14 protein-coding genes are annotated in these 13041 nt (G+C 36.3%); 13 read left to right on the forward strand and 1 reads right to left on the reverse strand.

Annotated elements, in window-relative coordinates; genetic code table 11:
• Positions 1-74: 74 nt before the first annotated feature.
• Positions 75-386, reverse strand: coding sequence for a rhodanese-like domain-containing protein (locus tag EKL99_RS03015; protein WP_126463014.1), 312 nt, complete (start codon positions 384-386; stop codon positions 75-77).
• A 271-nt stretch (positions 387-657) separates the two neighbouring features.
• On the opposite strand from EKL99_RS03015, the gene EKL99_RS03020 reads away from it, so the two are divergent.
• The 13 genes from EKL99_RS03020 to trpB all read left to right on the forward strand — a co-directional run bounded on the left by EKL99_RS03020 (position 658) and on the right by trpB (position 12802).
• Complete coding sequence (locus tag EKL99_RS03020) at positions 658-1284, forward strand: Crp/Fnr family transcriptional regulator (protein WP_126463016.1); 627 nt, start codon at positions 658-660, stop codon at positions 1282-1284.
• Between the two features lie 68 nt (positions 1285-1352).
• Complete coding sequence (locus EKL99_RS03025) at positions 1353-2141, forward strand: sulfite exporter TauE/SafE family protein (protein ID WP_126463018.1); 789 nt, start codon at positions 1353-1355, stop codon at positions 2139-2141.
• Between the two features lie 80 nt (positions 2142-2221).
• Positions 2222-3637, forward strand: a complete 1416-nt coding sequence (locus EKL99_RS03030) for a rhodanese-like domain-containing protein (RefSeq protein WP_126463020.1) — start codon at positions 2222-2224, stop codon at positions 3635-3637.
• Positions 3638-3696: 59 nt separating this feature from the next.
• Positions 3697-4533, forward strand: coding sequence for a methyltransferase domain-containing protein (locus tag EKL99_RS03035; protein ID WP_126576369.1), 837 nt, complete (start codon positions 3697-3699; stop codon positions 4531-4533).
• A gap of 213 nt (positions 4534-4746) precedes the next feature.
• Positions 4747-5202, forward strand: a complete 456-nt coding sequence (locus EKL99_RS03040; protein WP_126463024.1) for a MarR family winged helix-turn-helix transcriptional regulator — start codon at positions 4747-4749, stop codon at positions 5200-5202.
• Between the two features lie 14 nt (positions 5203-5216).
• Positions 5217-5849, forward strand: coding sequence for an NAD(P)H-dependent oxidoreductase (locus tag EKL99_RS03045; RefSeq protein WP_126553562.1), 633 nt, complete (start codon positions 5217-5219; stop codon positions 5847-5849).
• Between the two features lie 35 nt (positions 5850-5884).
• Positions 5885-6454 carry a YceI family protein gene (locus tag EKL99_RS03050; protein ID WP_126463028.1) on the forward strand — a complete coding sequence of 190 codons (570 nt, stop codon included), beginning with the start codon at positions 5885-5887 and terminating at the stop codon, positions 6452-6454.
• A gap of 348 nt (positions 6455-6802) precedes the next feature.
• Positions 6803-8203 carry an anthranilate synthase component I family protein gene (locus tag EKL99_RS03055; protein WP_126463030.1) on the forward strand — a complete coding sequence of 467 codons (1401 nt, stop codon included), beginning with the start codon at positions 6803-6805 and terminating at the stop codon, positions 8201-8203.
• 154 nt (positions 8204-8357) lie between these two features.
• Positions 8358-8924: an aminodeoxychorismate/anthranilate synthase component II gene (locus EKL99_RS03060; RefSeq protein WP_126553559.1), complete on the forward strand. Its 567-nt coding sequence runs from the start codon at positions 8358-8360 to the stop codon at positions 8922-8924.
• A gap of 73 nt (positions 8925-8997) precedes the next feature.
• Positions 8998-9990 (forward strand): anthranilate phosphoribosyltransferase, encoded by a 993-nt coding sequence (gene trpD, locus EKL99_RS03065; protein WP_126463034.1) that lies wholly within the window; start codon positions 8998-9000, stop codon positions 9988-9990.
• 87 nt (positions 9991-10077) lie between these two features.
• A complete protein-coding gene (gene trpC, locus EKL99_RS03070; protein ID WP_126463036.1) occupies positions 10078-10857 on the forward strand; it encodes an indole-3-glycerol phosphate synthase TrpC in 780 nt (259 codons plus the stop codon).
• 138 nt (positions 10858-10995) lie between these two features.
• The gene (locus EKL99_RS03075; RefSeq protein ID WP_126576391.1) at positions 10996-11616 is read left to right on the forward strand and encodes a phosphoribosylanthranilate isomerase; all 621 of its coding nucleotides are present in this window, start codon (positions 10996-10998) and stop codon (positions 11614-11616) included.
• Between the two features lie 4 nt (positions 11617-11620).
• Positions 11621-12802: a tryptophan synthase subunit beta gene (trpB, locus tag EKL99_RS03080; protein ID WP_126463038.1), complete on the forward strand. Its 1182-nt coding sequence runs from the start codon at positions 11621-11623 to the stop codon at positions 12800-12802.
• Positions 12803-13041 lie beyond the last annotated feature (239 nt).

Raw genomic sequence — 13041 nt, forward strand, 5'->3', positions numbered from 1 at the left:
CTAATTAAACCCACACAAAAAGTAGTAAAACCTGTAATTTAAATACTAAAAAGAGGTGTTACCCTCTTTGCGTTTTATGGAGCTACTACTTCTCCATCCCATTCTATAATTCCGCCTATTAAGTTGTAGGCGTTTTCAAAACCAAGCTGATTCATTATTTCGCATGCTTTTGCACTTCGCATTCCGGATCGACAATACACATAATACTTTTTGTTTTTGTCCAAAGCTTCTATTTCAGTTACAAAATCCTGGCCGCTGTGAATGTCAATATTGATGGCATTGGCAATATAGCCTTCGCTAAATTCATCTTCGGTTCTCACGTCTAGAATTACTGCATTTTCATCCGCTTCAAATTGAGAAATCCAATCTTCTTGTGTTAAATTCATAATGATGTTTTTTGTAAAAATACAACGTTTTTACCAAACAATAAACGTAACAATTGTTAATTAGATATTTTTATTGAAAAATCGTTTTCGCAAAACATTAAACATCAATAAACTAAAACCAAGGCTTGAATTCTTATTAAAAATAGTCTATTAAATCCATAGACAACAAGCCATAAATCAAAGGTTTGTACACTGTTATAGTCTGAAAAACGGTCTGTTTTTTGAGTTATTTACACTACTTTTACAAGGCAGAATATAGAGAAAAATAAAAATGCTTGATTCCATAAAAAAAATATTTCCTTCCTTTTCTACTGAACTAGTCAAAGATGTGGATGCAAATGCTGCGATCCAATCCTTCAAAACTGGTGATGTCATCATGCGCACCGGACAGTACATAAAAAATACTGTATTGGTAATCCGTGGAAAAATTAAGGTCTATCGCGAAGATGAAAATGGAGGAGAGTTTTTCATGTATTATTTGCAACCCGGTCAGGCTTGTGCCATTTCAATGATATGTGCCACCAAAAATGAAAAAAGCCAAATCATGGCTAAAGTCGTTGAAGATGTCGAACTAATCCTCTTGCCCTTACTCTTGATGGACAAGTGGATGATGCAACACCGCAGCTGGTATGAATTTGTAATTGATACCTACAGAAGTCGTTTTGAGGAGATTCTCGAAGTCATTGACAGCATTGCTTTCCGGGCGATGGATGAGCGATTGGAATTTTATCTAAAACGCCATGCCGATGTGTGTGGTTGTAAAGAATTGAAACTCTCCCATCAGGAAATCGCATCAGAGCTCAATACCTCAAGAGAAGTAATTTCGCGTTTGTTAAAAAAAATGGAGCAACGCGGCATTGTGGCCTTACACCGCAATAACATTGAACTGTTAAAATAAAATTTACGCCCTGAAGCGGTGCTTTTGTGCAACTATTTTTAAAATCAGAGCTTCAAAAAAATGTTACGATGGAATATTTAGGCTATTTTGCTTCTATTATTATTGGTCTTTCTTTGGGTTTAATTGGCGGTGGCGGATCCATACTTGCCGTTCCCATACTGGTATATCTCTTTAATATCAATCCGGAACTAGCCACCAGTTATTCGTTATTTATAGTCGGAATAACAGCTATGATTGGGAGCTACAGCCAGTACAAACTTGGTAATTTAAAAATAAAACCAGCACTTGCCTTTGCGATTCCTTCTCTCCTCTCTTTACTTTTTGTACGAGAAATTGTGTTACCAAAAATTCCGTCCGTTATTTTTACACTACACCATTTTGAAGTGTCAAAAAATCTTTTGATTCTCATTGTGTTTGCGTGTCTTATGATAGCCACATCCGTATCGATGATCAAAAAGGCAATACCAAAAAAAACTCTTCAAAAAGACAATTTCAGCAAGATAGCCCTCATTGGACTATTAGTAGGTTTTCTCACTGGTTTTCTAGGTGCCGGTGGTGGTTTTTTGATCATTCCAGCATTGCTTTTCTTTGCAAATTTACCTATGAAACAAGCTATTGGCACTTCTTTATTGATTATCTTTATTACTTCGTTAATTGGTTTTGGCGGCGATGTGTTAAACGGTATCAGCATCAATTTCAGACTACTTTTTACCATTTCGGCAATTGCCATCCTGGGACTGTTCATTGGCACCTATTTATCTAAAAAAATCGATGGCGCAAAACTAAAACCGGCTTTTGGTTGGTTTGTGTTAGCTATGGGAATGTATATTATTATCAAAGAATTTCTCCTGAATTAAAAAAACAGAATGTAGCAATTGTTACCGTTTATCCTAAAAAACAGAAGTACATTTATACCATAAATTAAAAAAACGCAATCATGCAAATCGAACAAATATATACCGGATGTTTAGCACAAGGCGCCTATTATATCACATCAAATGGAGAAGCAGCCATTATTGACCCGTTACGGGAAACCCAGCCCTATCTGGATCGATTAGAACGAGATGGTGTGCAATTAAAATACATTTTTGAAACTCATTTTCACGCTGATTTTGTTTCCGGTCACATAGATTTAAGCCGTCAAACTGGTGCTCCTATTGTTTATGGCCCAAATGCAACATGTGAATTTGAATGCATTTCTGCAAATGACGGACAGGAATTCAGCATTGGAAACATCAAAATAAAAGTACTACACACGCCGGGACATACCATGGAAAGCACCACTTTTTTATTGATAAACGAAAACGGAAAAAACCATGCCATTTTCTCCGGTGACACCTTGTTCATTGGTGATGTGGGAAGACCGGATTTAGCCCAAAAAGCGGCACACATGACCCAGGAACAGCTGGCCACAACTTTATTTCATTCTTTACGAACAAAGATTATGACCTTGGCAGACGACGTCATCGTATATCCTGCTCACGGTGCAGGAAGTGCCTGTGGAAAAAACATGAGCAAGGAAACCGTTTCGACCATTGGCGACCAAAAAGCGACCAATTATGCGTTGCGTGCGAATATGACGGAAGCTGAATTTGTTCATGAAGTCACCGAAGGTTTATTGCCTCCGCCAGCTTATTTTGGTATGAATGTGGCAATGAACAAAAAAGGATATGAAAGTTTTGAAAACGTTTTGAATCTGGGAATGCGTGCGCTTTCCCCTTCTGAATTTGAAGTAGCCGCTGAAGAAACCGGAGCTTTATTATTGGACACTCGGAAAAATGGGGAATTTGCCAAAGGATTTATTCCGCAATCCATAAACATTGGTATCGATGGTGATTTTGCTCCTTGGGTAGGCACTTTAATTGCCAATGTGCAACAACCCATCCTGATTGTTTGTGAACCGGGACAAGAGGAAGAAACCGTTACGCGTTTGAGCCGTGTGGGTTTTGACAACTTAATGGGGCATCTGGCTGGTGGTTTTGATACCTGGGCAAAAGCAGGAAAAGAAATGGATACCGTACATAGAATTACTGCAGAACAATTTGCCAAGGAAGTAAAAATTGGCCAAAGCAAAGTAATCGACATTCGGAAAGAAAGTGAATACTCCGCAGAGCATGTTGAGGAGTCCTACAGCAAGCCATTAGCAGCTATTAATGAATGGATCAAAGACATAAATCCTAAAGCCCATTTTTACCTGCATTGTGCCGGTGGATACCGCAGTATGATTGCGGCTTCAATACTGGAAGCGCGGGGTTTTAGAAATTTTACTGAAATTGAAGGCGGTTTTAATGCTATTGCAAAAACGACTGCTCCTAAAACAGATTTCGTTTGCCAAAGCAAAATTTTGAAATAAAAATAATTTCAATGACAACGGCTGTTTCAAAGTAATGGCTATTTCAAAAAAAAAAAATTATGGAGCATCTAAAATGTTGTGTCATTTCTAACAACGAACCGCTGGACCAAGCCTATTGGGAAACACAATACAAAACCAAAACAACCGGTTGGGATTTAGGCCAAGTATCTCCGCCCTTACAAAGGTATATCAATACTATAATTACTAAAAACAGTCGTGTTTTGATTCCCGGTTGTGGCAACAGCTACGAAGCGGAATATCTTCTGGAGCATGGATTTACAAATGTTACCGTTATTGATATTGCTCCAACACCTGTTAGAGCTTTAAAAGAAAAATTTAAAAACAACCCTTCTATTAAGATTGTTTTAGGCGATTTCTTTGCATATCAGGGAAAGTATGATTTGATTATTGAGCAAACTTTTTTCTGCGCTTTGCCTCCTACAATGCGCCAGAAATACGTTTGGAAAATGCATCAACTCTTGGCTGAAGAAGGAATTCTGGCGGGATTATTATTCAATAGAACGTTTGAATCCGGACCTCCTTTTGGCGGAAACAAAGAAGAATATGAACTGATTTTCAAAGGTGCTTTTGACTTTTTGAAAATAGATGTGTCTAAAGATTCAATTGCACCAAGAGCAAATTCAGAGTTGTTTATCGAATTAAAAAAAAACAGTCAGGTTGTTGTGAATTTATATGAGCTGGAAGGCATTACAGATAGCGACTGTATGGAAAAACTTATAGAAAAACTACTGGCAATTAATGGTGTTTTAAATGTAAGCATCAGCAGTAATTTTGCCGATGTACTACTTGTGAGTAAAAAGGAAATTACAACCGAAACATTACAGGAAGTGACTGCTTATGACGAAAAGTACGCTATCAAAAAAATAAAGAACTAAATTCAGATTCCTTTTTTAGAGACAAAAAATGAAAACATTATTTACAAATTGGCATATTATGCGCTGGGAGCGGCTAGTGTTTGCCTTATTTTTATTTGCACAAACCAGTATCCTGTATAGCACTTAAAAAATAATTAACAAAAAAAATCAACATTTGTATATACAACTATAAAAAGTGTTACATTTGTACCAACAAATTACATATATACAAATATGAAAATTGAAGAAATTTTAAAAACAACTATACCAATGGATAATTCAAAAAAAATTATCCTTAATGTGTTGTACACACAAAATGTAATTACAGAAAACTTTAATGAATTATTAAAACCTCACGAAATATCAGGAGAACAATACAATGTACTTCGAATATTAAGAGGGCAAAAAGGAAATCCTGCAAATATGTGGGCTATTCAGGAGCGAATGTTAGCCAAGACCAGCAACACCACCCGATTAGTTGACAAACTACTATTGAAAGAGTTTGTCACTCGAAAAGTGTGTCCTGAAAACAGACGTAAAATAGAAGTTCTGATTACACAAAAAGGATTAGATGTTCTAGCAGTATTAGATCCTAAAGTTATAGCGCACGAACGGTTTTTCTCAAAAAATTTGAGTGCAGAGGAAATCATTCAATTAAATCAATTATTAGAAAAATACAGAAACCAATAAATAGTATATACAATATGAACACCTTTTTAGATCACCAAAATTGGAGATACGCCACCAAAAAATTTGACGCCACCAAGAAAATATCCAATGAAGATTTAAACATTCTAAAAGAAGCAATCCGTTTAAGTTCTTCTTCCTACGGATTGCAACCTTACAAAGTCATAATTGTTGAAAATCCTGAATTAAGAGCTAAAATTAGACCATCGGCCTGGGGACAATCACAAATTGTAGAGGCATCACACTTAATTATCTTTGCTAATGAAATTAACTTTGGCACAACTGGAATCGATAATTATTTTAAAAACACCAGTGAAACCAGACAAATTCCTTTAGAAAGTATGAAGGGATATCAAGAGCTGGTAATCAAAAACATTACGTCTCTTTCCGAAGAAATGCGAAATATCTGGACGGCAAAACAAACGTATTTAGCTTTAGGAAATTTATTGAACGCCGCTGCTGAACTTAAAATTGATGCTACACCTATGGAAGGTTTTGTTCCCGCCGAGGTTAATGAAATATTAGGTCTGGACAAATTAGGATTAAATGCCACTTTAATAGCAACTATTGGCTACAGACACGAGGAAGATGCAACACAACACAACAAAAAAGTTAGAAAATCAAACGAAGAATTATTTATCACATTATAATTATTAATCAAATTCAAATTTAAACACTCAAACACATGAAAAAATTCAAATCAATCGCATTAGCATTAGTAGTAGTTTTATCTGCGGTATCTGTAACAGCCCAAACTAAAAAAGTTGATGTTGCAAAAAGCACCATCAACTGGACAGGAAAAAAAGTAACGGGACAACATGAAGGAACAATCAACCTGAAAGATGGCGCATTAGTTTTTAAAGGAAAAAAATTAGTTGGCGGTACCTTCAACGTAGACATGACCTCACTTTTGGCAACAGATTTAAAAGCAGGTCAAGGCAAAGAAAAATTAGAAGGCCACTTGAAATCAGAAGATTTTTTTGGAACTGAAAAATTTGCAACAGCAACTCTAGTATTCAAAAAACTAGTAACTAAAGCGCCTAATGTGTATACAGTAACTGGAGATTTAACAATTAAAGGAATTACGAAACCAGTTACTTTTGATTTAACCACAACCGCAAATACAGCTTCAAGTACTGTAATAATTGATAGAACAAAATATGATATCAAATACGGTTCCGGAAGTTTCTTTGACAACCTTGGAGACAAAGCAATCTCAGACGAATTTACTTTAGCTGTTGCTTTGAAATTCTAAATTTCAGTACATTTTGTTTTCAAACCCCAACAAGCAATTGTTGGGGTTTTATTTTTAATAATTCTAGCCTGCATATTTATTTAACAAAAAAACTTTACCTTTCAACTTATTTAACGCCTAATGTTTTTGAAAAATCAAATTTCATTTCTATCTTTGTAACATGAAAACAATTTTAAACAATACTTGGTGGTGGAACAATTTACGTCAGTCGTCGTGAACTAAGCTCCTATAGTATTATTAAAACTATAAATATAAAAGGCTTGTCATCACGACAGGCCTTTTTTTGTTTCAAATTATAAATTAGAACGCACAGGATACATCCTGTTGCTATCAAATAATAAAAACATAATGAAAACTTTGATATTAAATACCAAATACAAACAAATCCTGGCAGATACGATAACTCCTGTCAGCGTATATCTCAAAATTCGTGATAAATTCCCAAATAGTTTACTACTGGAAAGCAGCGACTATCATGGTAATGACAACAGTTTCTCCTATATTTGTTGTAATCCGATTGCTTCCATAAAAATAGAAAATGAAATCATCTACAAAACATTTCCTGATGGGAGTTTTGAGAAAATTGAAATTGATGCCAACACCAATATCCCGCAAGTAATTCAAGAATTTTCAGGTCAATTCAAATCCGAGAAAAACGATTTTAAATTCATCAATAATGGACTTTTTGGATATATTTCGTACGATGCTGTTCGTTACTTTGAAAAAGTGTCTATTGCCAAAAAAGAAAATAGCAATACCATTCCTGATGTGTATTATGCCGTGTACCAAAACATAATTGCTATTAATCATTTCAAGAATGAGGCCTATATTTTTTGTCATAGTTTAGATGGTAAAAACAACATTTCAGAAATTGAACAATTATTACAATCCCGAAATATTGCTTCTTATAAATTTTCGAAACAAGGAGAAGGATTTTCAAATTTAACCGACGAAGAATTCAAACATAATGTGGCTTTAGCCAAAAAACATTGCTTTAGAGGTGATGTGTTCCAATTGGTTTTGTCCAGACGATTTACACAAGGGTTCAAGGGCGATGAATTCAATGTATATAGAGCATTGAGAAGCATTAATCCTTCGCCTTATTTATTCTTTTTTGATTACGGTGATTTCAAAATATTTGGTTCTTCGCCAGAAGCCCAAATTATTGTTAAAGACCGTAAAGCTGAAATTCATCCTATTGCAGGAACTTTTAAAAGAACGGGAGATGATGAAAAAGATGCCATTCTTGCCAAAGAGCTATCCATTGATAAAAAAGAAAATAGTGAACATGTGATGTTGGTGGATTTAGCCCGAAATGATTTGAGCCGCAACGGTCATAATGTGAATGTAGAGAAATACAGGGAGGTGCAGTTTTTCTCACATGTCATTCACTTAGTTTCAAAAGTAACCGGACATTTACATGAAAAAGCTTCTACAATGCAGGTTGTAGCCGATACTTTTCCAGCTGGAACATTGAGTGGCGCTCCCAAACACAGAGCCATGCAACTGATTGAGGAGTATGAAAAAACAAATCGTAATTTTTATGGTGGTGCTATAGGTTTTATGGATTTTGAAGGTAATTTTAATCATGCGATTATGATTCGGACTTTCCTTAGTAAAAACCATCAATTGCATTCTCAAGCCGGCGCCGGAATTGTAGCCAGTTCAGATGAAGAAAGCGAAATGCAGGAAGTATATAATAAATTGAGGGCCTTAAATGCCGCTTTGGATTTAGCAGAAACAATATAAATCCCCTCCCCAACCCTCCCCGAAGGGAAGGGAAGGAAAGGGAGCCAAATGTAAAAAAATTAGCAACTTATGAAGTTGTAAATAAAAATAACAATTAAAAAACCTATTTACCCCAATAGGTACTCCCCTCCTTCGGAGGGGTTGGGGGAGGAAAATGAAAAAAATACTAGTTATAGATAATTACGATAGTTTCACTTACAATTTAGTGCATTATCTGGAAGATTTAGATTGCGAAGTAACCGTTTATAGAAACGATGAATTTGATATTGATGAAATTGCCGTTTTCGATAAAATTCTTCTTTCGCCGGGACCCGGAATTCCGGATGAAGCGGGGTTACTCAAAGCAGTGATTCAAAAATATGGCCCTACAAAAAGTATTTTTGGGGTATGTTTAGGCCAACAAGCAATAGGTGAAGTCTACGGTGGGTCACTTTCTAATTTAGAAAAAGTCTACCACGGTGTGGCCACTAATGTAAAAACTGTTGTTGATGATGAGCTTTTATTTGAAGGGTTAGGAAAGGAATTTGAAGTAGGGCGGTACCATTCCTGGGTAGTTAATGCCAATTTACCGGATATTCTAGAGGCAACTTCCTTTGATGAAAACGGGCAGGTAATGTCATTGCGCCACAAAACATACGATGTCCGTGGTGTACAATTTCATCCCGAAAGTGTGTTGACTCCAAATGGGAAAAAGATATTGGAGAATTGGGTTAAAAATTAGTCATAAAGTCAAATATCACAAAGTCGAAAGACTTTAAGACTTTAAGACTTTCAACTTTAAGACATATATAAAAATGAAAAATATATTAAACCGATTAATCAACCACGAAATGCTTTCGAAAGAAGAAGCAAAAAACGTATTAGTTAATATCTCCTACGGAAGTTACAACACCAGTCAGATAGCTGCTTTCCTTACCGTGTATATGATGCGAAGCATCAGCATTGAAGAGTTAGCCGGTTTTCGTGAAGCATTATTAGAACTGTGCATTCGTGTGGATTTATCCGCCTACAATACCATTGATTTATGTGGCACTGGTGGTGACGGGAAGGACACATTCAATATTTCAACTCTGGCTTCTTTTGTAGTTGCCGGAGCCGGAATAAGAGTAGCTAAACATGGTAATTACGGAGTATCCTCTATTTCTGGCTCGAGTAATGTAATGGAGAAACTAGGAATCAAATTCAGCAACGATGCTGATTTTCTGGAAAAATGCATCGATAAAGCAGGGATTTGTATATTACATGCGCCCTTATTTCACCCCGCTATGAAAAATGTGGGACCTATTCGAAAAGAATTAGGGGTAAAAACTTTTTTCAATATGTTAGGACCAATGGTAAATCCATCGTTCCCAAAAAATCAATTGGTTGGTGTTTTCAATTTAGAAATGGCCAGAATGTATGCGTATTTATATCAAAATACTGATGTGAACTTTACCATCCTGCATTCGCTTGACGGCTATGATGAAGTGTCCTTGACGGGACCTACAAAAACGATTACCAGCTCCATGGAAGGCATGATAAATCCGGAAGATTTTGGTGTTCGCCTTTTGCTGCAAAGCGAAATCGAAGGAGGGAAAACTATAGAGCAATCTGCTCAAATGTTTACTGACATCATTTCCGGAAAAGGAACTGAAGCACAAAATAATGTGATTTGTGCCAATGCGGCCATGGCAATTGCGACTGTTACAAAATGTTCTCCTTTAGAAGGATTTCAAATAGCGAAAGAAAGTTTATTATCCGGTAAAGGACTTGTAGCTTTGAAGAAATTGAAAGATTTAAGTAAATAAAAATAGTTTGAAGTTCAAGGTTTAAAGTTGTTTGCATTTCGAACAACTTTAAACCTTGAACAAAGAAAACTTTAAACAAAAAAATAAATGAATATTTTAGATAAAATCATAGTTGACAAAAAAAGAGAAGTCATTCTCAAGAAATCTATCATACCTGTTTCACAATTGGAAGCTTCCGTTTTCTTTGAAAAAAAAACTATTTCTTTGAGTGATAATTTACGGAACAGTACATCCGGAATTATTGCGGAGCACAAACGCCGTTCGCCTTCCAAAGCAGCAATAAATTATAGTTTTACTGTTGAAGAAGTAACCAAAGGCTATGAAAATGCTGGGGCTTGCGGAATTTCAGTATTGACAGATGGAAAATATTTTGGTGGTTCGTTAGACGATTTACTTTTGGCAAGAGCCACAGTAAATATACCATTATTGAGAAAAGAATTCATTGTTGATGACTATCAAATATTGGAAGCCAAAGCATACGGAGCCGATTTAATTCTACTTATCGCAGCAATTTTAACCAGAGAAGAAATCAAATCCTTGTCTGAATTTGCCAAAAGTTTAGGACTAGAAGTTTTACTGGAGGTACACAATCAAGAGGAACTGGAAAAATCTATTATGCCTACCTTAGATATGATTGGTGTAAACAATCGCAATCTAAAAACATTCGAAGTGAGTTTGGATTTCAGCAAGCAATTAGCAGCGCAAATCCCAAATGATTTTGTAAAAATTTCCGAAAGTGGGATTTCATCAGTTGAAGCGATTAAGGAATTAAAACCATTCGGATATAAAGGATTCCTGATTGGAGAAAACTTTATGAAAACTGATAATGCAGGTAAAGCTGCAACCGAATTTATCAGCCAACTATAAAACAACCCTGTTAAGGTTCAAAACTCTAAAAGGATTGAATTTAAAAAAAAACTGGAAATGAAAAAACAAACAGACCATCAAGACACTTCGACTCCATCCCCTTCGAGGTGGGCTGGGGTGGGGATAAAAATTTGCGGCATGAAATATCCCGATAATATAATCGAAATAGGGTCGCTTCTACCCGATTATATGGGATTTATATTCTGGGAGAAATCGGCTCGATATTTTGATAGTGTGATTCCAAATTTACCAAAATCAATTAAAAAAGTAGGCGTTTTTGTCAATGAAAGGACCGAAGTTATTTTGGCGAAAACCAATAAACACGATTTGCAGGCCATTCAATTGCACGGTCACGAATCCGTTGCCTTTTGCCAGGAATTAAAAAATAAAATTGATCGTAAAATTGATATTATAAAAGTATTCTCTGTTGATGATTCTTTTGATTTTGAGGAACTAAAACCGTTTGAAACCGTTTGTGATTATTTTCTTTTTGATACCAAAGGAAAATTACCCGGAGGCAACGGAACCACATTCAATTGGAAAGTATTAGAAAAGTATCCCTCAAGCAAACCGTTTTTCTTGAGTGGTGGAATCGGAATTGATGAAATGGGCGCTATAAATGAAATTTCGAAAACCAATTTACCGCTTTACGCCATTGATGTAAACAGTAAATTTGAGATAGAACCCGGTTTAAAAAACATACAATTGTGTAAAGACGCACTGCAGTACGTCTCTACAGATAATAAAATAAAAAAATAAAACTATGTCATACAACGTTAACGAAAAAGGCTATTACGGAGAATTTGGAGGCGCCTTCATTCCTGAAATGTTATATCCAAATGTGGAAGAATTACGTCAAAATTATTTAAAAATTACAGCTGAGCCTGAATTTCAGGCTGAATTTGATGCCTTGCTTAAAGAGTATGTTGGTCGCCCTACGCCTCTTTATTTTGCAAAACGGTTATCAGAACAATACAACACTAAAATCTACCTAAAAAGAGAAGATTTATGTCATACTGGCGCGCATAAAGTGAACAACACCATTGGACAAATTTTATTAGCCAAACGTTTGGGTAAAAAACGTATCATTGCCGAAACCGGTGCCGGGCAACATGGCGTAGCAACAGCAACTGTTTGTGCGTTAATGGGACTGGAATGCATCGTGTATATGGGTGAAATTGACATCAAACGTCAAGCGCCAAATGTAGCTCGTATGAAAATGTTGGGTGCCGAAGTGCGTCCAGCGCTTTCAGGATCAAAAACCTTAAAAGATGCCACAAACGAAGCCATTCGCGACTGGATTAACAATCCTGTAGACACCTATTATATCATTGGATCCGTCGTAGGACCACACCCTTATCCGGATATGGTGGCGCGTTTCCAAAGTGTTATTTCTAAGGAAATTAAAGAACAATTATTGGAAAAAGAAGGTCGTGAAAACCCTGACTATGTGATTGCCTGTGTAGGTGGTGGTAGCAATGCTGCCGGAGCCTATTATCATTTTCTGGATAATGAAGACGTGACTATTATTGCGGTCGAAGCAGCAGGATTAGGAGTCGATTCAGGCGAAAGTGCTGCTACATCGGCATTAGGGAAAGTAGGCGTTATTCACGGTAGTAAAACCTTGTTGATGCAAACTCCTGATGGTCAAATCACCGAGCCATATTCCATCTCGGCAGGATTGGATTATCCAGGCGTAGGTCCTATGCACGCTAATTTATTCGCTACTGGCAGAGCACAATTCATCTCCATAACGGATGATCAAGCCATGCAATGGGGGTTAAAATTATCCCAAATGGAAGGACTGATCCCCGCTATCGAAAGTGCGCATGCCTTTGCCGTTCTCGACCAAATGAAATTCAAAGCAGATGATATTGTTGTCATCAATCTTTCCGGTCGTGGCGATAAGGATTTGAATACTTATATTGATTATTTTAAATTATAGTTGATTTGACCCTCATTTTTTTAGGGTTTATCCCGAAATTATTTCGGGGCGTTCCCTCGCTTCCACTAACGTTACTGCGAGGTCAGGATTTTCACTGCACTCTTTTTTATCTCGTTAAAAAACGAGACGAAAAAGGATTTTCACTGCAAACGAAGTTCACTGAACTCCAATAAAAAATAAGAGTTTAGTGAAGTAATCCTTAACGCAAACCCAACAACATAAAAATGACGTTCAATTCA

The sequence above is a fragment of the Flavobacterium sp. ZB4P23 genome (assembly GCF_003970375.1).
Lineage (GTDB): Bacteria > Bacteroidota > Bacteroidia > Flavobacteriales > Flavobacteriaceae > Flavobacterium.

Coding starts and splice junctions, on each gene's coding strand:
- EKL99_RS03015 (WP_126463014.1), bottom strand. CDS start 386: ATGAATTTAACACAAGAAGATTGGATTTCTCAATTTGAAGCGGATGAA.
- EKL99_RS03020 (WP_126463016.1), top strand. CDS start 658: ATGCTTGATTCCATAAAAAAAATATTTCCTTCCTTTTCTACTGAACTA.
- EKL99_RS03025 (WP_126463018.1), top strand. CDS start 1,353: ATGGAATATTTAGGCTATTTTGCTTCTATTATTATTGGTCTTTCTTTG.
- EKL99_RS03030 (WP_126463020.1), top strand. CDS start 2,222: ATGCAAATCGAACAAATATATACCGGATGTTTAGCACAAGGCGCCTAT.
- EKL99_RS03035 (WP_126576369.1), top strand. CDS start 3,697: ATGGAGCATCTAAAATGTTGTGTCATTTCTAACAACGAACCGCTGGAC.
- EKL99_RS03040 (WP_126463024.1), top strand. CDS start 4,747: ATGAAAATTGAAGAAATTTTAAAAACAACTATACCAATGGATAATTCA.
- EKL99_RS03045 (WP_126553562.1), top strand. CDS start 5,217: ATGAACACCTTTTTAGATCACCAAAATTGGAGATACGCCACCAAAAAA.
- EKL99_RS03050 (WP_126463028.1), top strand. CDS start 5,885: ATGAAAAAATTCAAATCAATCGCATTAGCATTAGTAGTAGTTTTATCT.
- EKL99_RS03055 (WP_126463030.1), top strand. CDS start 6,803: ATGAAAACTTTGATATTAAATACCAAATACAAACAAATCCTGGCAGAT.
- EKL99_RS03060 (WP_126553559.1), top strand. CDS start 8,358: ATGAAAAAAATACTAGTTATAGATAATTACGATAGTTTCACTTACAAT.
- trpD (WP_126463034.1), top strand. CDS start 8,998: ATGAAAAATATATTAAACCGATTAATCAACCACGAAATGCTTTCGAAA.
- trpC (WP_126463036.1), top strand. CDS start 10,078: ATGAATATTTTAGATAAAATCATAGTTGACAAAAAAAGAGAAGTCATT.
- EKL99_RS03075 (WP_126576391.1), top strand. CDS start 10,996: ATGAAATATCCCGATAATATAATCGAAATAGGGTCGCTTCTACCCGAT.
- trpB (WP_126463038.1), top strand. CDS start 11,621: ATGTCATACAACGTTAACGAAAAAGGCTATTACGGAGAATTTGGAGGC.